13 protein-coding genes and 1 tRNA gene are annotated in these 20964 nt (G+C 70.2%); 8 read left to right on the top strand and 6 right to left on the bottom strand.

Annotated elements, in window-relative coordinates; genetic code table 11:
* Positions 1-139: 139 nt before the first annotated feature.
* A complete protein-coding gene (gene polA, locus ACZ7HQ_RS04655) occupies positions 140-2866 on the bottom strand; it encodes a DNA polymerase I (RefSeq protein WP_470984589.1) in 2727 nt (908 codons plus the stop codon).
* A gap of 189 nt (positions 2867-3055) precedes the next feature.
* Between polA and ACZ7HQ_RS04650 the strand changes: the two genes are divergently transcribed.
* From ACZ7HQ_RS04650 to ACZ7HQ_RS04620, 7 genes are all read left to right on the top strand, one after another.
* The gene (locus ACZ7HQ_RS04650) at positions 3056-5368 is read left to right on the top strand and encodes an FdhF/YdeP family oxidoreductase (protein ID WP_470984586.1); all 2313 of its coding nucleotides are present in this window, start codon (positions 3056-3058) and stop codon (positions 5366-5368) included.
* A 48-nt stretch (positions 5369-5416) separates the two neighbouring features.
* The gene (locus ACZ7HQ_RS04645; protein WP_470984584.1) at positions 5417-5908 is read left to right on the top strand and encodes a hotdog fold thioesterase; all 492 of its coding nucleotides are present in this window, start codon (positions 5417-5419) and stop codon (positions 5906-5908) included.
* 497 nt (positions 5909-6405) lie between these two features.
* Positions 6406-7653, top strand: a complete 1248-nt coding sequence (locus tag ACZ7HQ_RS04640; protein ID WP_470984581.1) for a branched-chain amino acid ABC transporter substrate-binding protein — start codon at positions 6406-6408, stop codon at positions 7651-7653.
* A 109-nt stretch (positions 7654-7762) separates the two neighbouring features.
* Positions 7763-8701 (top strand): branched-chain amino acid ABC transporter permease, encoded by a 939-nt coding sequence (locus ACZ7HQ_RS04635; protein ID WP_470984579.1) that lies wholly within the window; start codon positions 7763-7765, stop codon positions 8699-8701.
* A gap of 5 nt (positions 8702-8706) precedes the next feature.
* Complete coding sequence (locus ACZ7HQ_RS04630) at positions 8707-10494, top strand: branched-chain amino acid ABC transporter permease (protein ID WP_470985206.1); 1788 nt, start codon at positions 8707-8709, stop codon at positions 10492-10494.
* 6 nt (positions 10495-10500) lie between these two features.
* Positions 10501-11442 carry an ABC transporter ATP-binding protein gene (locus ACZ7HQ_RS04625; RefSeq protein WP_470984575.1) on the top strand — a complete coding sequence of 314 codons (942 nt, stop codon included), beginning with the start codon at positions 10501-10503 and terminating at the stop codon, positions 11440-11442.
* Entirely contained in the window at positions 11439-12155 is a 717-nt protein-coding gene (locus ACZ7HQ_RS04620; RefSeq protein WP_470984573.1) for an ABC transporter ATP-binding protein, read from the top strand. The genes ACZ7HQ_RS04625 and ACZ7HQ_RS04620 overlap by 4 nt, the downstream gene beginning before the upstream one ends.
* 60 nt (positions 12156-12215) lie before the next feature.
* On the opposite strand, the gene ACZ7HQ_RS04615 is transcribed toward ACZ7HQ_RS04620, so the two are convergent.
* On the bottom strand, positions 12216-12869 hold the full coding sequence (locus ACZ7HQ_RS04615) for an ANTAR domain-containing response regulator (protein WP_470984571.1): 654 nt from the start codon (positions 12867-12869) through the stop codon (positions 12216-12218).
* Between the two features lie 98 nt (positions 12870-12967).
* Here ACZ7HQ_RS04615 and ACZ7HQ_RS04610 point away from each other — a divergent pair.
* Positions 12968-13042, top strand: a tRNA-Leu gene (locus ACZ7HQ_RS04610).
* A 124-nt stretch (positions 13043-13166) separates the two neighbouring features.
* On the opposite strand, the gene pyk is transcribed toward ACZ7HQ_RS04610, so the two are convergent.
* From pyk to pepN, 4 genes are all read right to left on the bottom strand, one after another.
* A complete protein-coding gene (gene pyk / locus ACZ7HQ_RS04605) occupies positions 13167-14603 on the bottom strand; it encodes a pyruvate kinase (RefSeq protein ID WP_470984568.1) in 1437 nt (478 codons plus the stop codon).
* A 191-nt stretch (positions 14604-14794) separates the two neighbouring features.
* The gene (locus ACZ7HQ_RS04600) at positions 14795-16207 is read right to left on the bottom strand and encodes a lysine N(6)-hydroxylase/L-ornithine N(5)-oxygenase family protein (protein ID WP_470984565.1); all 1413 of its coding nucleotides are present in this window, start codon (positions 16205-16207) and stop codon (positions 14795-14797) included.
* Positions 16204-17580 carry a pyridoxal phosphate-dependent decarboxylase family protein gene (locus tag ACZ7HQ_RS04595; protein ID WP_470984563.1) on the bottom strand — a complete coding sequence of 459 codons (1377 nt, stop codon included), beginning with the start codon at positions 17578-17580 and terminating at the stop codon, positions 16204-16206. The genes ACZ7HQ_RS04600 and ACZ7HQ_RS04595 overlap by 4 nt, the downstream gene beginning before the upstream one ends.
* 787 nt (positions 17581-18367) lie before the next feature.
* Entirely contained in the window at positions 18368-20890 is a 2523-nt protein-coding gene (pepN, locus tag ACZ7HQ_RS04590) for an aminopeptidase N (RefSeq protein ID WP_470984561.1), read from the bottom strand.
* Positions 20891-20964 lie beyond the last annotated feature (74 nt).

Genomic DNA, 20964 nt, shown 5'->3' with positions numbered 1-20964 from the left:
GGGGCCTCCACCCTCGCCCGACTTTTGCTGCCCCGGCCGGTGTTTGTTTCCCTTGTTGTGTTTGGGGAGGGGGTGCCCCACCCGGTGTCGGCTGCGCCCCCCCCTCCGCCGAAGTGCCCTTCGCAGGGGTGGGACGGCCCTAGTGGGCCGCTGACTCCCAGTCCGGGCCCACTCCCACCGACACGTCCAGAGGGGCGTGCAGCTGGACGGCGCTCGCCATCTCGCGGCGGACGATCTCCTCCGCGGCCGCCCGCTCGCCGGGGGCGATCTCCAGGACGATTTCGTCGTGGACCTGGAGGAGCATGCGGGACTTCAGGTCCGCTGCCCGCAGTGCGCCGTCCACCTTGAGCATGGCGATCTTGACGATGTCGGCCGCCGTGCCCTGGATCGGTGCGTTGAGGGCCATGCGCTCGGCCGCCTCGCGACGCTGGCGGTTGTCGCTGTTGAGGTCCGGCAGGTAGCGGCGGCGGCCGAAGAGCGTCGCCGTGTAGCCCGTCGCGCGCGCCTCGTCCACCGCACGGCGGAGGTAGTCGCGGACGCCGCCGAAGCGCTCGAAGTAGGCGTCCATGAGGGCTCGGGCCTCCGCCGCCTCGATGTTCAGCTGCTGGGAGAGACCGAAGGCGGAGAGGCCGTAGGCCAGGCCGTAGGACATCGCCTTGATCTTGCGGCGCATCTCCGCGTCCACCGCGGCGGGCTCGACGCCGAACACCTGGGAGGCGGCGGTGGTGTGCAGGTCCTCGCCGGAGGTGAACGCCTGGATCAGGCCTTCGTCCTCGGAGAGGTGGGCCATCACACGCAGCTCGATCTGGCTGTAGTCGGCGGTCATCAGGGACTCGAAACCCTCGCCGACGACGAAGCCGCGGCGGATGGCCCGGCCCTCGTCCGTGCGAACCGGGATGTTCTGCAGGTTCGGGTCCGTGGAGGACAGCCGGCCGGTCGCGGCCACCGTCTGGTTGAAGGTGGTGTGGATACGGCCGTCGCCCGCGATGGTCTTGATCAGGCCCTCGACCGTGACCCGCAGCTTCGCCTGCTCGCGGTGGCGGAGCATGATCACCGGCAGTTCGTTGTCGGTCTGGGTGGCGAGCCAGGCCAGGGCGTCGGCGTCGGTGGTGTAGCCGGTCTTGGTCTTCTTGGTCTTCGGCAGAGCCAGCTCCTCGAAGAGGACCTGCTGGAGCTGCTTGGGCGAGCCCAGGTTGAACTCGTGGCCGGCGGCCGCGTGTGCCTCCTTCACGGCCTGCTGCACCGCACCCGCGAACATCTGCTCCATCGCTTCGAGGTGCGCGCGGTCGGCGGCGATGCCATGGCGCTCCATACGGGCGAGCAGAGCGGACGTGGGCAGTTCCATGTCGCCCAGGAGTTCCGCGGCGCCGACCTCTTCGAGGCGGGTCCGGAAGACCGTGCCGAGGTCGAGGACCGCGCGGGCCTGGACCATCAGGGCCTCGGCCTCGGCGCCCTCGTCGGTGCCGAAGGCCAGCTGGCCGTCGGCCGCGGCGGCGGGCGCCAGCTCGCGGTGCAGGTACTCCAGCGACAGCGCGTCCAGGTCGAAGGAGCGGCGGCCCGGCTTGACGAGGTAGGCGGCGAGCGCGGTGTCCATGGCCACGCCCTCGACGGACCAGCCGTGCTCGGCGAAGACGCGCATGGCGCCCTTGGCGTCGTGGAACACCTTGGGCCGGGCGGCGTCGGCCAGCCAGGCCGCGAAGGCGTTCTCGTCGGCCTCGTCCAGCTCGGCCGGGTCGAACCAGGCGGCCGCTCCCCCGGCTGCGGCCAGGGCGACCTCGGTGACCGAGCCGGTGCCCAGCGCCCAGGTGTCGACGGTGGCGACGCCCAGGGTCTCGGCGCCGTGCCCGGCGAGCCAGGGGGTCAGCTCGCCGGTGCGGAGGATCGTGCCGTCCAGCTCCACGCCGTCGGTGGTGATCGGCGTGGCCTCGGCCTCCTCGGAGCCGGGGTCGACGGCGAAGAGGCGTTCGCGCAGCGACGGGTTGCGGATCTCCAGGGTGTCCAGGACCATCGCCACGGCCTTGCGGTCGTACGCCGTCCGCTCCAGGTCGGCGACCGCCCTCGGCAGCTCGACCTGGCGCTCCAGCTCGGTCAGGACGCGGTTGAGCTTGACCGACTCGAGGTGGTCGCGGAGGTTCTGTCCGGCCTTGCCCTTGACCTCGTCGACGCGCTCGACCAGCTCGGCGAACGAGCCGAACTGGTTGATCCACTTCGCGGCGGTCTTCTCGCCGACGCCGGGGATGCCCGGGAGGTTGTCGGAGGGGTCGCCGCGCAGGGCCGCGAAGTCCGGGTACTGGGCGGGGGTCAGGCCGTACTTCTCGAACACCTTCTCCGGGGTGAACCGGGTCAGCTCGGAGACGCCCTTCGTCGGGTAGAGCACCGTGATGTTCTCGGTGACCAGCTGGAAGGAGTCGCGGTCGCCGGTGACGATCAGCACCTCGAAGCCCTCGGCCTCGGCCTGGGTGGCGAGGGTGGCGATGATGTCGTCCGCCTCGAAGCCGTCGACGGCGAAGCGCGGGGCCTGCATCGCGTCGAGCAGCTCGCCGATCAGCTCGACCTGGCCCTTGAACTCGTCCGGGGTCTTGGAGCGGTTCGCCTTGTACTCGGTGAACCGCTCGGAGCGCCAGGTCCTGCGCGAGACGTCGAAGGCCACGGCGAAGTGCGTGGGCTCCTCGTCACGCAGGGTGTTGGCCAGCATCGACGCGAAGCCGTAGATCGCGTTCGTCGGCTGGCCGGTCGCGGTCGTGAAGTTCTCCGCGGGCAGCGCGAAGAACGCGCGGTAAGCGAGGGAGTGCCCGTCCATGAGCATCAGCCGGGGACGGGTGCCGCCGGGGATCTTGTCGGTCTTCTTCGATGCTGTCTCTGCCACGTCCCCGATCCTGCCACGCCGCACTGACAGTCCGGGTCGCGTCCCGCTGGTGGGGTGTGAGCACCGGCACACCGACCGAAGGCCGACGGCCGCAGGGCGGGCGGGCGGAGGAGGGGGCGGCCCCGTTGTCGGTGGCGCGTGGGAGGATCGTCTGCGTACTCGGACCGCGCAGTCAAAGGGGAGCGTGCGATGGCGACGAAGCCGCCGAAGGGTGATCCGGTTCAGGACGCGCCGCAGGTCACGGAGCCCAAGCACGCGGCCGCGGGGCTGCCCGCCATCGGGCACACACTGCGCATCGCCCAGCAGCAGATGGGCGTGCGCCGCACGGCGCTGACCCTGCTGCGGGTGAACCAGAAGGACGGGTTCGACTGCCCGGGCTGCGCCTGGCCGGAGCCGGAGCACCGGCACAAGGCGGAGTTCTGCGAGAACGGCGCGAAGGCGGTGGCCGAGGAGGCCACCCTGCGCCGGGTCACCCCGGAGTTCTTCGCCGCGCACCCCGTCGCCGACCTGGCGACGCGCAGTGGGTACTGGCTGGGGCAGCAGGGACGGCTCACGCACCCCATGTACCTCCCCGAGGGCGGCACCCACTACGAGCCGGTCAGCTGGGAGCGCGCCTTCGGCATCGTCGCCGAGGAGATCGCCGCCCTCTCCTCCCCCGACGAGGCCGTCTTCTACACCTCGGGCCGTACGAGCAACGAGGCCGCGTTCCTGTACCAGCTCTTCGCGCGCGAGCTGGGCACGAACAACCTGCCGGACTGTTCCAACATGTGCCACGAGTCGTCCGGCTCGGCGCTCAACGAGACGATCGGCATCGGCAAGGGCAGCGTGCTGCTCGAGGATCTCCACAAGGCCGACCTGATCATCGTCGCGGGCCAGAACCCGGGGACGAACCACCCGCGCATGCTCTCCGCGCTGGAGAAGGCCAAGGCGAACGGCGCGAAGATCATCAGTGTCAATCCGCTGCCCGAGGCCGGCCTGGAACGGTTCAAGAACCCGCAGACGCCGCAGGGCATGCTGAGGGGCGCCGCCCTGACCGATCTGTTCCTGCAGATCCGCATCGGCGGCGACCAGGCCCTCTTCCGGCTCCTCAACAAGCTCATCCTGGAGACGGACGGCGCGGTCGACGAGGAGTTCGTCCGCGCGCACACCCACGGTTTCGAGGAGTTCGCGAAGGCCGCCCGCGCCGCCGACTGGGACGAGACGCTTCGGGCGACCGGCCTCGCCCGGGAGGAGATCGAGCAGGCCCTCGGCATGGCGCTCGCCTCGCAGCGCACCATCGTCTGCTGGGCCATGGGCCTCACCCAGCACAAGCACGCGGTCCCGACCATCCGCGAGGTGGTCAACTTCCTGCTGCTGCGCGGCAACATCGGCCGGCCGGGCGCGGGCGTGTGCCCGGTGCGCGGCCACAGCAACGTCCAGGGCGACCGCACGATGGGCATCTTCGAGCGCCCCGCGCCGGCCTTCCTGGACGCGCTGGAGAAGGAGTTCGGTTTCGCGCCGCCGCGCGAGCACGGCTTCGACGTCGTACGGGCCATCCGTGCGCTGCGCGACGGCGAGGCGAAGGTGTTCTTCGCCATGGGCGGCAACTTCGTCTCCGCCTCCCCCGACACCGAGGTCACCGAGGCCGCGATGCGCCGCGCTCGGCTGACGGTGCATGTGTCGACCAAGCTGAACCGCTCGCACGTCGTCACGGGCGCGCGGGCGCTGATCCTGCCCACGCTGGGCCGCACCGAGCGTGACCTGCAGGCCGCCGGCGAGCAGTTCGTGACCGTCGAGGACTCGATGGGCATGGTGCACGCCTCGCGCGGGCGGCTGGCTCCGGCGAGCCCGCGGCTGAAGTCGGAGCCGGCGATCATCTGCGGCCTCGCCCGGCGCGTGCTCGGCGCGGACAGCGTCGTGCCCTGGGAGGAGTTCGAGAAGGACTACGCGACGATCCGTGACCGCATCGCGCGCGTGGTCCCCGGTTTCGAGGACTTCAACGCGCGCGTGGCCCGGCCGGGCGGCTTCGCGCTGCCGCACGCCCCGCGCGACGAGCGTCGTTTCCCGACCGCCACGGGCAAGGCGAACTTCACGGCGGCGCCGGTGGAGTACCCCGAACTGCCCGAGGGGCGGCTGCTGTTGCAGACGCTGCGCTCGCACGACCAGTACAACACCACGATCTACGGCCTGGACGACCGCTACCGGGGCATCACGGGCGGCCGCCGGGTGGTGCTGGTCCATCCCGAGGACGCGAAGGCGCTCGGATTCGCCGAGGGGTCGTACGTCGACCTGGTGAGCGAGTGGAAGGACGGCGTGGAGCGGCGGGCGCCCGGTTTCCGGGTCGTGCACTACCCGACGACCCGGGGATGCGCGGCGGCGTACTACCCCGAGACGAACGTCCTGGTCCCCCTCGACGCCACCGCCGACACCAGCAACACCCCGGCCAGCAAGTCCGTGGTCGTACGTCTCGAAGATCACACGGGTGACCCGGTGGGCCGTCTGGAACAATCGGCGACCGACTGAGCGTTTGCTCAGCCAGGAGACAGCTGGACCAAGAACGGAGCCGGGCCCATGGGTGAGCAGCAGCGAGTGAAGTTCCCGCAGGAGATCATCGACGAGTACGCGGCGCTCGGTGTCGACCTGCCCGCCCTGTTCTCAGCCGGACACCTCGGCACGCGCATGGGTGTGCAGATCCTGGAGGCCTCGCCGGAGAAGGTCGTCGGGACCATGCCGGTGGAGGGCAACACCCAGCCGTACGGCCTGCTGCACGGCGGCGCCTCCGCGGTACTGGCGGAGACCCTGGGCTCGGTGGGCTCCATGCTGCACGGCGGCAGCTCGAAGATCGCGGTCGGCGTGGACCTGAACTGCACCCACCACCGCGGGGTCCGCTCCGGCCTGGTGACGGGTGTGGCCACGCCGGTGCACCGGGGCCGTTCCACGGCGACGTACGAGATCGTGATCAGCGACGAGGAGGGCCGCCGGGTGTGCAGCGCCCGGCTGACCTGTCTGCTGCGGGAACTGAACAAGGACGACGCGGCACCCGCCCGGGGTGCGGACGCCTGACGGCGACTGGGCGGGGTCGGCGTGATCCCGCCAAACCGTCGCCACCGCCCATGATGTGAAGCCCGGTCGGTTGACGGGCCGCCAGATGTGCTCCGCCGCCCTGGCTTTCTTTCCACCGCGTAACTCTACGTAATACGCGTGCAATATACATTCGTGCATTCACTCCCGTCTCCGGATGCGGACAACACCCTTCGGGGCCCCCGGAAGTCGCCTGCAGCAACAGTGCTGTGTAATCACCAAATCGCCCGAGACACCTGAACGGATCATGGTGAGTCCTGCAGGTTCTCAGAATGCGGACGGGGTGAATCGGCCTGAATTCCTGTTTTCCACCCCACGCTGTACCGCTCTGCATTACCCCGTGTCATAACAAGAGCGTCACAGCCTTGGTCAAGCTCTCCTCCACGTTCCCTACACACGCTTAGAGTCACCGCCAGTCACCGCTCCATCGGGAGTTCGGTACCGGCGCGGCACCCGCCGTTCCCCTGCGAAGGGGCGGAATGTGCCTGCGGAAAGGATCGATTGTGCGACAGCGTTCTCTGGTGATTCTTACCTCCGTGCTGACCACCGGAGCTCTGGCCCTCACCGCGTGTGGCTCCCGCGACAAGGACAACAAGGGCGGCGACAGCGGCAACGTGACGGTCACGATCGGCGTCGACGCCCCGCTGACCGGCCAGAACTCCGCGACGGGCCTGGGTATTCAGTACGGCGCCCAGATCGCCGTCGACGACGCCAACAAGAACAAGGCCGTCCCCGGCGTCACCTTCAAGATCAAGGCGCTGGACGACAAGGCCATCCCCGCCACCGGCCAGCAGAACGCCACCCAGCTCGTCTCCGACAAGGACGTCCTCGGCGTGGTCGGCCCCCTCAACTCCGGTGTGGCCACGCAGATGCAGCAGGTCTTCGCGACCGCCAACCTGGTGGAGATCTCCCCCTCCAACACCGGAGTCGAGCTGACCCAGGGCAAGAACTGGCAGACCACCAAGTCCCGCCCGTTCAAGACCTACTTCCGCACCGCGACCACCGACGCCCTGCAGGGCGCCTACGCGGCGGACTACGCCTACAACGGCATCCACAAGAAGAAGGCGTTCGTCGTCGACGACAAGCAGACCTACGGCGCGGGCCTTTCCAAGATCTTCAAGGAGCAGTTCACCAAGCAGGGCGGCAAGGTCATCGGCACCGACCACGTCAACACCGGTGACCGCGACTTCTCCACGCTGGTCACCAAGATCAAGAACTCCGGTGCCGACGTGCTCTACTACGGCGGCCAGTACGACGAGTCCGAGGTGCTGACCAAGCAGCTCAAGGACGCCGGCGCCAAGATCCCGCTGTTCGGCGGCGACGGCATGTTCACCCCGACCTACATCAAGACCGCCGGCAAGGCCTCCGAGGGCGACCTCGTGACCTCGATCGGCGTCCCGGTCGACACCCTGCCCGCCGCCAAGGACTTCGTCGCCACCTACAAGGCCAAGAAGTACCCCGGTGACTACGGCACTTACGGCTCCTACGCCTACGACGCCACCACCGCCATCATCAAGGCCGTCGGCCAGGTCGTGAAGGACGGCAAGATTCCGTCCGACGCCCGCAGCCAGGTCGTCGACGCCGTCCAGAAGTCGTCCTTCGACGGCATCTCCGGCAAGATCTCGTTCGACGAGTACGGCGACACCACGAACAAGCAGCTGACCGTCTACCAGGTCACCAACGGTGTCTGGAAGTCCGTCAAGAGCGGTACGGCCAACCCGAAGTAACCCACCACAGCACATCGCACCCCCAGGGCCGCGCGGCGCAGACCACCGTCACCGCGCGGCCCGCCCTCTACCGCCCCCTTGACTCTCCCCACCACATGGAGGCCATGCGGTGAACACCCTGCCGCAGCAGCTGGCCAACGGGCTGTTCCTCGGCTCGATGTACGGGCTGATCGCCATCGGCTACACGATGGTGTACGGCATCGTCCAGCTCATCAACTTCGCCCACGGCGAGATCTTCATGACCGGAGGTTTCGGCGCCCTCACGGTCTACCTCGTCCTGCCGGACGGCATATCCATGTGGATAGCCCTGCCGGCGATGCTCATCGGCGGTGCACTGGTCGCCGTACTCATCGCCGTCGGCGCCGAGCGTTTCGCCTACCGTCCGCTGCGCGGCGCACCACGCCTCGCCCCACTGATCACCGCGATCGGCCTGTCGCTCGCGCTGCAGCAGGCGGTCTTCAACTGGTACCACGTCGGCGGCGACGCCAAGTCCGCCCGGGTCTTCCCGCAGTTGCCGTTCGGCCCGCTGCACCTCGGCTCCGTGACCGTGCAGAGCGGTGACGTCTTCCTGATCATCGCCGCCCCGCTGTGCATGGCGGCCCTCGCCTTCTTCGTCCGGCTCTCCCGCACCGGCCGCGCCATGCAGGCCACCGCCCAGGACCCGGACACCGCCCAGCTGATGGGCATCGACACCAACCGCATCATCGTCATCGCCTTCGCCATCGGCGGCTTCTTCGCCGCGGTCGCCGGCGTCTCCTACGGTCTCAAGTACGGCTCCGTCTCCTACGACATGGGCTTCCTCGCCGGCCTGAAGGCGTTCACCGCGGCCGTCCTCGGCGGCATCGGCAACATCTACGGCGCCATGCTCGGCGGGCTCGTCCTCGGCGTGGCCGAAGCCATGGCCACCGCCTACATCGCCGACGTCCCCGGCATGCACCAGCTCGGTGGCGGCAGCTGGGCTCCGGTGTGGGCCTTCGTCCTCCTCATCCTCGTACTCCTCTTCAGGCCACAGGGCCTGCTCGGCGAACGCGTCGCGGACAGGGCGTGAGCAGCATGACCGACACCACCACCCAGGCCCCGGCCGAAGCGGCCGCGGCCGGACGCGGGCCCGTCCCGCTGCCCCCCGCCGCCGCCCGCCTGCTCATCCTGACCGGCGCGATCGCCACCATCGCCAGCACCTTCCTCAGCTGGACCTGGACCTCCGACTTCCCCGGCGACCTGACGATCTACGGCTACCCGGCGGGGCTGCAGGTCATCGCTCTCGTGAGCGGCGCCCTCACCCTGCTCTACGGGCTCAGCCTCTGGAACGTCCGGGGGCTGGACTGGCTGAACCCGGCCAAGGCCACCACACCGGTCTTCCTGATCGCCCTCTCGGCCTTCGCCGTCTGCTGGTTCACCGGCATCGCCATCGCCGTGGACCTCGGCGGCCTGGTGAACCTGGACCCCGGCGCCTTCGTGGCGATGGCGGCCTCCGCACTGCCCGTCGTCGGCGCCCTCGCACTGCCGCACCCCGCCCCCGGCACGGGCCTGCGCGGCTACTTCGCCAAGCCCGACCAGCCTCGCCACGGCACGCTCCCGCCGCTCGCCGAACGCGCCGTCATCACCGTGGGCACCGCTCTCGCCCTCGTGGTCTTCACCTACGGCATCGGCATCAACGACGACGACAGCGAGACCTTCATCGGCTTCCTGCTCGTCCTGGTCTTCGGCGCCTGGGGACTCGTCCACGCCGGGCTGCTCGACCGCTACGCGACGATGTCCACCCGCCACAAGGGCTTCGCCACCACCCTGGCCTTCGTCGCGGCCGTGATCTTCCCCTTCACCCAGAGCGACGACCACAACGCCAACATCGGCGTCAACATCCTCATCTTCGCCACCGTCGCCCTGGGCCTGAACATCGTCGTCGGTCTCACGGGTCTGCTCGACCTCGGCTACGTCGCCTTCCTCGGCGTCGGCGCCTACGCGGCCGCCCTGGTGTCCGGTTCGGAGTACTCCCCCTACTCCGTCCACTTCCCCTTCTGGGCGGCGGCCCTCACCGGTATGGCCGCCTCGCTGGTCTTCGGCGTCCTCATCGGCGGCCCCACGCTGCGCCTTCGCGGTGACTACCTGGCCATCGTCACCCTCGGCTTCGGAGAGATCTTCCGCATCACCGTCAACAGCCTCGACGGCGACTCCGGACCGAACGTCACGCGGGGCCCCAACGGCATCACCCAGATCCCCGACATCAACATCTTCGGGTTCAACCTGGGCGACGCGCACGACGTCGCCGGATTCACCCTCGGCCGCTTCGCCAACTACCTCTTCCTGATGCTCGTCATCACGGCGATCGTCGTGCTCGTCTTCACCCGCGCCGCCGACTCCCGCATCGGCCGCTCCTGGATCGCCATCCGCGAGGACGAGACCGCCGCCACCGCCATGGGCATCAACGGCTTCCGCGTCAAGCTGATCGCCTTCGCCCTCGGCGCCTCCCTCGCGGGCCTCGCCGGCACCGTGATGGCACACGTCAACTACAGCGTCAACCCGCAGCCCTACCAGTTCGCCGGCGCCGCCCCGCCCAACTCGGCCTTCCTGCTGGCCGCCGTCGTCCTCGGCGGCATGGGCACCGTCAGCGGCCCGCTGCTGGGTGCGAGCGTGCTGTACCTGGTCCCCGAGAAGCTCCAGTTCCTGCAGAACTACGAGCTGTTCGCCTTCGGTATCGCGCTGATCCTGCTGATGCGGTTCCGGCCGGAGGGCATCATCGCCAACCGCCGCCGCCAGCTGGAGTTCCACGAGACCGGCCAGCTCGACGTACCGGCACAAGCGACGCTCACGGACGATCCGGCCGTCACCAAGGCAGGGGCGTAAGGAACCATGACGACACCTGTACTCGAAGCCCGTGACGTCACGATGCGCTTCGGCGGTCTGACCGCCGTCCGGTCCGTCGACTTCACGGTCAACAGCGGCGAGATCGTCGGCCTCATCGGCCCGAACGGCGCCGGCAAGACCACCTTCTTCAACTGCCTCACCGGCCTCTACGTCCCCACCGAGGGCACCGTCGCCTACCAGGGCCGGGTGCTGCCGCCCAAGCCGCACCTGGTGACGCAGGCGGGTATCGCCCGCACGTTCCAGAACATCCGGCTCTTCGCCAACATGACCGTCCTGGAGAACGTCCTCGTGGGCCGCCACACGCGGACCAAGGAGGGCCTGTGGTCCGCGCTGCTGCGCGGCCCCGGCTTCCGCAAGGCCGAGAAGGAGTCCGAGGCCAAGGCCATGGAACTCCTGGAGTTCGTGGGCCTCGCCGCCAAGCGCGACCACCTCGCGCGCAACCTGCCCTACGGCGAGCAGCGCAAGCTGGAGATCGCGCGGGCACTGGCGAGCGAGCCGGGCCTGCTGCTGCTCGACGAGCCGACGGCCGGCATGAACCCGCAGGAGACCCGGGCGACGGAGGAACTGGTCTTCGCCATCCGGGACAAGGGCGTCGCCGTCCTCGTCATCGAGCACGACATGCGCTTCATCTTCAACCTGTGCGACCGCGTGGCCGTACTCGTGCAGGGCGAGAAGCTGGTCGAGGGCACCTCGGAGGTCGTCCAGGCCGACGAGCGCGTCGTCGCCGCCTATCTGGGCGAGCCCTTCGAGGGCGATCCCGGGGAGGCGGAGGCCGCGGAGGTCGAGTCCGCGGAAGCGGCCGCCGCGGCCGAGACCGAACCCGAGACCGCCGACGCGGAGAGCACCGGTGACTCGGAGGACACCGCCGACGCGGAGGACACCGCCGACGCGGAGAGCACCGGCACCACCAAGGGAGAGGCCCAGTGACCGCACTGCTGGAGGTCGAGGACCTCAGGGTGGCCTACGGCAAGATCGAGGCCGTCAAGGGCATCTCGTTCAGCGTCGAGGCCGGCCAGGTCGTCACCCTCATCGGCACCAACGGCGCCGGCAAGACGACAACCCTGCGCACCCTGTCGGGCCTGCTCAAGCCCACGTCCGGCAAGATCGTCTTCGACGGCAAGCCGCTCACCGGTGTTCCGGCGCACAAGATCGTCGCGCTCGGGCTCGCCCACTCCCCCGAGGGCCGGCACATCTTCCCGCGCCTGACCATCGCCGAGAACCTCCAGCTCGGCGCCTTCCTCCGCAAGGACAAGGAAGGCATCGAGAAGGACATCCAGCGCGCCTACGACCTCTTCCCGATCCTCGGGGAGCGGCGCAAGCAGGCCGCCGGCACCCTCTCCGGCGGTGAGCAGCAGATGCTCGCGATGGGCAGGGCGCTGATGTCCCGGCCGAAGCTGCTGATGCTGGACGAGCCGTCCATGGGTCTGTCGCCGATCATGATGCAGAAGATCATGGCGACGATCGTCGAGCTGAAGTCCCAGGGCACGACGATCCTGCTCGTCGAGCAGAACGCCCAGGCGGCGCTCTCGCTCGCCGACCAGGGCCATGTCATGGAGGTCGGATCGATCGTCCTGTCCGGCTCCGGGCAGGATCTCCTGCACGACGAGTCGGTCCGCAAGGCGTACCTCGGAGAGGACTGAGCCCGGCTACGACGAGGCCCGCGCCCCCTTTCTCGGGGTGCGCGGGCCTCGTCGTACCACTCAGGCCTTCTTGGCCTTCTTCTCCTCGCTGTCCGCGATGACCGCCTCGGCGACCTGCTGCATCGACAGGCGGCGGTCCATGGAGGTCTTCTGGATCCAGCGGAACGCGGCCGGCTCGGTCAGGCCGTACTCGGTCTGCAGGATGGACTTCGCACGGTCGACCAGCTTGCGGGTCTCCAGGCGCTGGGTGAGGTCGGCGACCTCCTTCTCCAGCTGCTTCAGCTCGGTGAAGCGGGAGACGGCCATCTCGATGGCCGGGACCACGTCGCTCTTGCTGAAGGGCTTGACCAGGTAGGCCATGGCACCGGCGTCCCGGGCGCGCTCGACGAGGTCGCGCTGTGAGAAGGCGGTGAGCATCAGGACCGGCGCGATGGACTCCTCGGCGATCTTCTCAGCCGCGGAGATGCCGTCCAGCTTGGGCATCTTCACGTCCAGGATGACCAGGTCCGGCCTGTGCTCGCGGGCCAGCTCCACGGCCTGCTCACCGTCCCCGGCCTCGCCGACGACGGTGTACCCCTCCTCCTCCAGCATCTCCTTCAGGTCGAGCCGGATCAGGGCCTCGTCCTCGGCGATGACGACACGGGTCGTCAGCGGAGGCACGTGCGACTTGTCGTCGTCGGGCGCGTCTACGGGCTGGGGCGACTCGGCGGTCACGGGGGCTCCTCGTTCAGGCAGGGCACTGCTGACAAGAGCCTACCTAGCTACGGTATGGTGGACGCGCGGAGGGTCGGGGGAAACCTTGGATTCTGCGAGCCCCGGTAGCCCAATTGGCAGCAGGCAACGGATTCAAAACCCGTACAGTGTCGGTTCGAGTCCGACCCGGGGCACTTTCCTTGGATTCCAAGGTCACTCATGCAAGCGGAGGATCACGTTCGTGTGGTTCTCCGCTTTTTGTGTACACCCACGTCGGTCCCCAGCGCTGAAAAGGGCCCCGCAAGGGGGCCCGGCCGGTCACCTCGGGCTGTCGTCCTCGCCGATGTGGTGCACCCGGACCATGTTGGTCGAGCCGGAGACGCCCGGCGGGGAGCCCGCCGTGATCACCACGACGTCGCCCTTCTCGCAGCGGCCGTACTTCAGCAGCAGCTCGTCCACCTGCTCGACCATGGCGTCGGTGGAGTCGACGTGCGGTCCGAGGAAGGTCTCGGCGCCCCAGGTGAGGCTGAGCTGGGAGCGGGTGGCCGGCTCGGGGGTGAAGGCCAGGAGCGGGATCGGGGAGCGGTAGCGGGACAGCCGGCGGGCGGTGTCTCCCGACTGGGTGAAGGCGACCAGGAACTTCGCGCCCAGGAAGTCGCCCATCTCGGCGGCGGCCCGGGCGACCGCGCCGCCCTGGGTGCGCGGCTTGTTCCGCTCGGTCAGCGGCGGCAGCCCCTTGGCGAGCATGTCCTCCTCGGCCGCCGCGACGATCTTCGCCATGGTGCGCACGGTCTCGATGGGGTACTTGCCGACGCTGGTCTCGCCGGACAGCATCACCGCGTCCGTGCCGTCGAGGACCGCGTTGGCCACGTCGGAGGCCTCGGCGCGGGTCGGCCGGGAGTTGTCGATCATCGAGTCGAGCATCTGGGTGGCGACGATGACCGGCTTGGCGTTGCGCTTGGCGAGCTTGATCGCGCGCTTCTGCACGATCGGCACCTGCTCCAGCGGCATCTCCACGCCCAGGTCGCCACGCGCGACCATGAGCCCGTCGAAGGCGGCCACGATGCCGTCGAGGTTCGCCACGGCCTGCGGCTTCTCGACCTTGGCGATCACCGGGAGGCGGCGGCTCTCCTCGGCCATGATGCGGTGCACGCCCCTGGCGTCGTCGCCGCTGCGGACGAAGGAGAGTGCGATGACGTCGAAGCCGGTGCGCAGCGCCCAGCGCAGGTCGTCCTCGTCCTTCCCGGAGAGGGCGGGGACGGAGACGGCGACGCCGGGGAGGTTCAGGCCCTTGTGGTCGGAGATGACGCCGCCCTCGACCACGCGGGTGCGGACACGGGGGCCGTCGACGGCGGTGACCTCGAGGCAGACCTTGCCGTCGTCGACGAGGACGCGTTCGCCGGGGGTGACGTCGGCGGCGAGGCCGGCGTAGGTGGTGCCGCACTGGTGGCGGTCGCCCTCGACGCCCTCCTCCACGGTGATGGTGAAGGTGTCGCCGCGTTCAAGGAGTACCGGTCCTTCGGCGAAACGGCCGAGCCGGATCTTCGGGCCTTGAAGGTCGGCGAGAATTCCGACGCTGCGGCCGGTTTCGTCGGCCGCCTTGCGCACCCGCCGGTAGCGCTCCTCGTGTTCGGCGTGGGTGCCGTGGCTGAGATTGAAGCGGGCGACGTCCATTCCGGCGTCGACCAGTGCCTTGATCTGGTCGTACGAGTCGGTGGCGGGCCCCAGAGTGCAGACGATCTTTGCTCGGCGCATACCTTGAGCCTAGGCCTTACTGGTGGGTAGAGAATCGGGCCCACATGACCACTCAACAACCTTTGAGTGAAAGGTCATTGACAAGTGTTGAATTGTGCGACCACTCGCTCCGATGAGCGAATTCCGACTTCGTGAGCCTGGTACCTCAGGTCATGTTCAGGTCAGCACCGCCACGCGTCACCTGGACGCCGCTACCGCCCCTCGACGAGAGGGGTCGGCTCCTCCGCCCGTCGCGCCTGTGGCACCGGGGTGCCCGTCCCCTGAAGTCCGAAGGTGGTGAAGGCCGTTCGGGTGGGCAGCGGGTACGGCTCCTTCTCGGTGAGGGAGTTGAGGATGGTGGCGCTGCGCCAGGCGGCGAGGCCGAGGTCGGGGGCGCCGACGCCGTGCGTGTGCAGTTCGGCGTTCTGGACGTAGACCGAGCCGGTGACCGACGGGTCCAGGACGAGCCGGAACTCCTCGTCGACACGCGGGCGTTCGCTGCTGTCTCGGCGCACATAGGGGTCGAGGCCGGCGAGGAGGCGGCCGAGGGGGCGTTCCCGGTAGCCGGTGGCGAGGACGACGGCGTCGGTCGTCAGCCGGGAGCGGCTGTCCTGCTGGAGGTGTTCCAGGTGCAGCTCGATCTTGGTGGTGGCGATGCGGCCCGCGGTGCGGACGCGGACGCCGGGGGTGAGGACGGCGTCGGGCCAGCCGCCGTGCAGGGTGCGCCGGTACAGCTCGTCGTGGATGGCGGCGAGGGTGCCGGCGTCGATGCCCTTGTGCAGCTGCCACTGGGCGGCCACCAGCCGGTCGCGGACGGGTTCGGCGAGGGCGTGGAAGTAGCGGGTGTAGTCGGGGGTGAAGTGCTCCAGGCCGAGCTTGGAGTACTCCATCGGTGCGAAGGCCTCGCTGCGGCTGAGCCAGTGCAGCTTCTCGCGGCCGGCCGGGCGGTGGCGCAGCAGGTCGAGGAAGATCTCGGCGCCGGACTGTCCGGAGCCGACGACGGTGACGTGCTCGGCGGCCAGGACGGCGGACCGGTGGGCCAGGTAGTCGGCGGCGTGGACGACCGGCACTCCGGGGGCGTCCACGAGCGGCTGGAGTGCGTCGGGCACATGGGGGGCGGTGCCGATGCCGAGGACGATGTTGCGGGTGTAGGTACGGCCCAGGGTCTCGGCCTCGTCCTCGGCGTTCAGCTGGGTGAAGTCCACCTCGAACACGTCCTGTTCCGGGTTCCAGCGGACCGAGTCGACCTGGTGGCTGAAGCGCAGTCCGGGCAGGCTCTGCGCGACCCAGCGGCAATAGGCGTCGTACTCGGCGCGCTGGATGTGGAAGCGCTCGGCGAAGTAGAAGGGGAACAGCCGCTCGCGGTCTCTCAGGTAGTTCAGGAAGCTCCAGGGGCTGGTCGGGTCGGCGAGGGTCACCAGGTCGGCCAGGAAAGGCACTTGGATGGTGGCGCCCTCGATCAGCAGGCCGGGGTGCCAGTCGAAGCCGGGGCGCTGTTCGTAGAAGACGGCGTCGAGTTCGGCGAGCGGGTGGGCGAGGGCGGCCAGGGAGAGGTTGCACGGTCCGATGCCGATGCCGACCAGGTCACGGGGGGACGCCGGCTCGTGGTGTGGGGCGTTGGTCATGCGAGGGTGCCTTCTTCTACGAGTTTCAGGAGCTGGGCCAGGTCGTCCGGCCGGGTGTGGGGGTTGAGGAGGGTGGCCTTGAGCCAGAGGCGGCCGTCGAGGCGGGCGCGCCCGAGGACGGCCCGGCCCTCGTGCAGCAGCCTGCGGCGTACGGCGGCCACGGTGTCGTCGGCGGCGCCTGCGGGCCGGAACAGGACCGTGCTGATCACGGGCCGGTCGTACAGCTCGAAGCCGGGGTGGTCCTGGATCAGTGCGGCGAACTCGGCTGCCCGGGCGCAGACCAGGTCGACCAGGTCGCCGAGGCCGGTGCGGCCGAGGGTCTTCAGGGTGACGGCGATCTTGAGGACGTCGGGGCGGCGGGTGGTGCGCAGGGAGCGGTCGAGCAGGTCGGGGAGTCCGGCTTCGGTGTCGTCGTCGGCGTTGAGGTAGTCGGCGCGGTGGTGGAGCACGGCGAGTTCGGTGGGGCGGGCGACGGCGAGGAGGCCGGCGGCGACCGGCTGCCAGCCGAGTTTGTGCAGGTCGAGGGTGACGGTGTGGGCGGCTTCGAGGCCGGCGAGTTTCTCCCGGTGCCGGTCGCTGAAGAGCAGGCCACCGCCGTAGGCCGCGTCGATGTGCAGGCGGGTGCCGTGGGCGGTGCACAGGCCGGCGATCTCCGGCAGCGGGTCGACGAGGCCGGCGTCGGTGGTGCCGGCGGTGGCGGCGACCAGCAGGGGGCCGGAGAGCGTGGTGAGGGCCTCGTCGAGGGCGGCGGGGTCGAGGGTGCCGCCGGGGGCGGGGACGACGACGGGGTCGGGCAGGCCGAGCAGCCAGGCGGCACGGGGCAGCGAGTGGTGGGCGTTGGCCCCGCACACCAGCCGCACGCTGCCGCCGTGGGCCTCGCGGGCGAGCAGCAGGGCGAGCTGGTTGGACTCGGTGCCGCCGGAGGTGACGAGGGCGTCGGCGAGCCCTGCGGCGTGGGCGAGCGCGCGGGTGACGGCGGCTTCCAGGGCGGAGGCGGCCGGGGCCTGGTCCCAGGAGTCCAGGGACGGGTTGAGGGCGCTCGCGGCGAGGTCGGCGGCGGTGGCCACGGCGAGCGGCGGGCAGTGCAGATGGGCCGCGCACAGCGGGTCGGCCGGATCGGCGGCTCCCTCCGCCATGGCGTGCACGAGGGCGTGCAGGGCGTCGGGGTCGCCGTGGTCCGGCAGGACGTCCCCGAGGACGTCGGCGACGCGCACGGCGACGGTCTCGGGGCCCCCGGCGGGCAGCGGTCCGCCGCGCGCCCGGCCTCCCGTCGCGAGCGCGTCGAGGACGGTGCCGAGGAGGGGGCGCAGGGCGCCGGGGCCGTGCGGGCCCGCGGCGAGGGGCGGCGTGGGCAGGGGTTCTGCACCGCTCATCGGCTGTCCTCCCGCACTCATGGGCTCGTTCGGTATCCAGCTTGTACGGGAAGAGGACCGCTTGTCCCGAAAGACCGACGATCGGAACCCGAAAGTGGGTACTGCCGTGCGGGGAAAGCGCGTTGGGCAAGTGCCGGGGGCTTCGTGCGGCCCGATCAGCCCTGTTCGCCGAAGTCCTCCGCGTGATCACGGGCCCACTGGGCCAAGGTGCGGACCGGGGTTCCGCTTCCACGAACGTCAGCTCCCGGCCGACGGCCGCGCCGATCGCGGCGACCTGCTCGGCGTTGGTGGTCACGCCGGGCCCGGTCAGCCGGCGCACGTCGCCCTCGTGTCCGCCGTCGAGCAGGACCCGTTCGGCGACCGCCGCGATGTCGTCCTCGTGGAGGGGCGCGGAGAGCGCGCCCGCGAAGACCCCGCGGACCGTGTTCCCGGCGCGGATCCGCGGCGCCCACTGCAGGGCGTCGGCGGCGAAGGCGTTCGGCCGCAGGAAGGTCCAGTCGAGCCCGCTGTCGTGAATCTGCCGCTCGACGGTGGCGTGCATGGCGTGGAGGGGGTGGGTCTCGTCGGCACCCTCCTGGAACAGGCCGCTGGAGAGCAGCAGTGTTTGGATGGGCCGGCCCGTCGCGAGCAGACGGTCGATGAGGGCACGGCCGACGTTGCCGGTCGCGCCGGTCACCACGATCACGGAAGTCGCCTCCGAAGGCCCGGCTGGTCGCTCCTGACGGCTCGAGCCCAGGAAGGGCGCCCGGGCCGGCGCATCGTCGGCAGGGGCCAGCCGGGCCCCAGGTCACCGGACCTGCTCCGTGCGCGCCGTCTGTGCCTCCTGGTGCTGCTCGTCGCGGACCCGCAGGGCGCGAGCCAGGTCGTCGAGGCGGTCGGCGAGGGTGCGGCGCAGGGCCGGGGTGGGGTCGGCGTCGCGCAGACAGGCCTCGCCCAGTCGCAGGTTCTCGGTGTGGACGGCGTGTGCCGGGAAGGCCCAGCGGCCGGCGGCGACGGCTATGGCGGGTCCGCGCCGGGCACTGACGGCGACGGCGTCGTCGTAGAAACGCGGGACGTACTCCCGTACGAGATCGGCCTGTTCGGGCTGCCAGAAGCCCTGTGCGGTGGCCGTGAAGAGGTAGTTGGACAGGTCGTCGCCGGCGAACATCGCCTCCCAGGCCGCCCGCTTGGCCTCCGGGTCGGGCAGGGCGGCGCGGCAGCGGGCGGCGCCCTCCTGGCCGGTGGCGCTCGGATCGCGCTCCAGCTCGGCGGCGATGGCGGCCTCGTCGGTGGCTCCGAGCGCGGCGAGCCGGGCGAGGATGCGCCAGCGCAGCTCGGGGTCGAGTTCCGGTCCGCCGGGCACGGTGCCGTCGGCGAGCCAGGCGGCGATGGTGTCGGGGTGGGCGGACACACCGATCAGGTGCCGTACGGCGATGAGGCGCAGGCCGGGGTTGTCGCCGTCCTCGGTGCGCCGCAGCAGGTCGCGGCAGAGGGCGGCGAGGGTCGACAGGGCGGCCGGGCGGTCCTCGGGCTTCAGGTACTGGTCGGCGATCTGTCCGGAGGCGAACGCGAGGACGCCTTGGGCGAGGGCCAGGTCGGTCTCGTGCGGGAGGTGGGCGCGGGCCGTCTCCAGGTAGGCGGCGGGCTGGAGTTCGCCGTCGCGTACGGCGTCCCTCAGGGCGTTCCAGACGACCGCGCGGGTGAGCGGGTCGGGCAGGCCGGACAGGCCGGAGCGGACGGTCTCGAAGGAGTCGGCGTCGAAGCGGACCTTGGCGTAGGTGAGGTCGCCGTCGTTGAGCAGGAGCAGCGCGGGGCGCTTGCCGATGGGGTGCGGGGCGGTCTGCGGGACGTCGAGGTCGAGGCGTTCGCGCAGGTGCAGCCGGCCTTCGTCGGCGATGTCGTGGTCGTACAGGCCGGCGGTGAGGCGGTGCGGGCGGCTGCCGGCGCGGTCGACGGTCAGGGTGCAGGTGCCGTCGGCGGCGGAGATGACGGGCGTGAGCCGGTCGACGCCGGTGGTGCGCAGCCAGCGGTCGGCCCAGGCGGGCACGTCGCGGTCGGTGGCGGAGGCCAGGGAGTCGATGAAGTCGGCGAGGGTGGCGTTGCCGAACCTGTGGCGGGCGAAGTGGGTGTTGATGCCGGCGAGGAAGTCCTTCTCGCCGAGCCAGGCGGCGAGCTGACGCAGCGCGGAGGCGCCCTTGGCGTAGGAGATGCCGTCGAAGTTGAGCAGCGCGGAGGCCGTGTCGTCGACGTTCTCGGAGGCGACGGGGTGGGTGGTGGGCCGCTGGTCCGCGTCGTAGCCCCAGGCCTTGCGGGTGACGCCGAACTCGGTCCAGGGGCCGGTGAAGCGGGTGGCCTCGGCGGTGGTCTGGTAGCCCATGTACTCGGCGAAGGACTCGTTCAGCCAGATGTCGTCCCACCACTTGAGGGTGACGAGGTCGCCGAACCACATGTGGGCCATCTCGTGCGCGATGACCATGGCGCGGGTCTGCCGCTCGGTGTCGGTGACGGCGGAGCGGTAGACGAAGTCGTCGCGGAAGGTGACCAGGCCCGGGTTCTCCATGGCGCCCGCGTTGAACTCGGGGACGAACGCCTGGTCGTAGGAGTCGAAGGGGTACGGCTCCTCGAACTTCTCGTGGTAGCGGTCGAAGCACGCGCGCGTGATGTCCAGGATCTCGTCGGCGTCGGCTTCGAGGTGGGGGGCGAGGGAGCGACGGCAGTGGATGCCGAAGGGCAGTCCGTGGTGCTCGGTGCGCACCGAGTGCCAGGGGCCGCCGGCGACGGCGACGAGGTAGGTGGAGATCGGCGGGGTGGGCGCGGCCTGCCAGACGCCGTCGGCGCGCTGTTCGGTGATGCCGTTCGCGAGCACGGTCCAGCCCTCGGGCGCCCTGACGGAGACCTCGAAGACGGCCTTCAGGTCCGGCTGGTCGAAGGCGGCGAAGACCCGCTGGACGTCGTCCATGAACAGCTGGGTGTAGACGTACGTCTCGCCGTCGCTGGGGTCGGTGAAGCGGTGCATGCCCTCGCCGGTGCGGGAGTAGTGCATGGCGGCGTCGACGCGCAGCTCGTGTCCGCCCGCGGCGAGGTTCTTCAGCACGAGCCGGCCGTCCTGCAGCGACTCGGGATCGAGCGGCTCCCCGTCGAGCGTGACGGCGCGCAACTCGGCGGGCTTCAGCTCCACGAACGTGTCCCCGGCGGACCGCGCGGTGAACCGGATCACGGTGCGCGAGTCGAAGGTCTCGCCCCCGGTCGTGAGGTCCAGCTCGACCGTGTAGCGGTGGACGTCGAGGAGCTGTGCTCGGAGCAGCGCTTCATCACGCGTGAGAACGGACATGCAGGCCATGCTGCCTGATGACACTGACAGCGCACAGAGGGTGTACGGCTTCACACCTTATATCCGACTCGCCG

This window comes from Streptomyces sp. NPDC037290 (assembly GCF_055603245.1).
Note: the sequence above shows the minus strand (reverse complement) of the source record. Positions and strands in the feature narration are given on the sequence as shown.

What these genes read in the sequence shown, in the direction of transcription:
- ACZ7HQ_RS04650 (WP_470984586.1), top strand. Translation starts at nt 3,056, where the DNA reads ATGGCGACGAAGCCGCCGAAGGGTGATCCGGTTCAGGACGCGCCGCAG.
- ACZ7HQ_RS04645 (WP_470984584.1), top strand. Translation starts at nt 5,417, where the DNA reads ATGGGTGAGCAGCAGCGAGTGAAGTTCCCGCAGGAGATCATCGACGAG.
- ACZ7HQ_RS04640 (WP_470984581.1), top strand. Translation starts at nt 6,406, where the DNA reads ATGTGCCTGCGGAAAGGATCGATTGTGCGACAGCGTTCTCTGGTGATT.
- ACZ7HQ_RS04630 (WP_470985206.1), top strand. Translation starts at nt 8,707, where the DNA reads ATGACCGACACCACCACCCAGGCCCCGGCCGAAGCGGCCGCGGCCGGA.
- ACZ7HQ_RS04625 (WP_470984575.1), top strand. Translation starts at nt 10,501, where the DNA reads ATGACGACACCTGTACTCGAAGCCCGTGACGTCACGATGCGCTTCGGC.
- pyk (WP_470984568.1), bottom strand. Translation starts at nt 14,603, where the DNA reads ATGCGCCGAGCAAAGATCGTCTGCACTCTGGGGCCCGCCACCGACTCG.
- ACZ7HQ_RS04600 (WP_470984565.1), bottom strand. Translation starts at nt 16,207, where the DNA reads ATGACCAACGCCCCACACCACGAGCCGGCGTCCCCCCGTGACCTGGTC.
- ACZ7HQ_RS04595 (WP_470984563.1), bottom strand. Translation starts at nt 17,580, where the DNA reads ATGAGCGGTGCAGAACCCCTGCCCACGCCGCCCCTCGCCGCGGGCCCG.
- pepN (WP_470984561.1), bottom strand. Translation starts at nt 20,890, where the DNA reads ATGTCCGTTCTCACGCGTGATGAAGCGCTGCTCCGAGCACAGCTCCTC.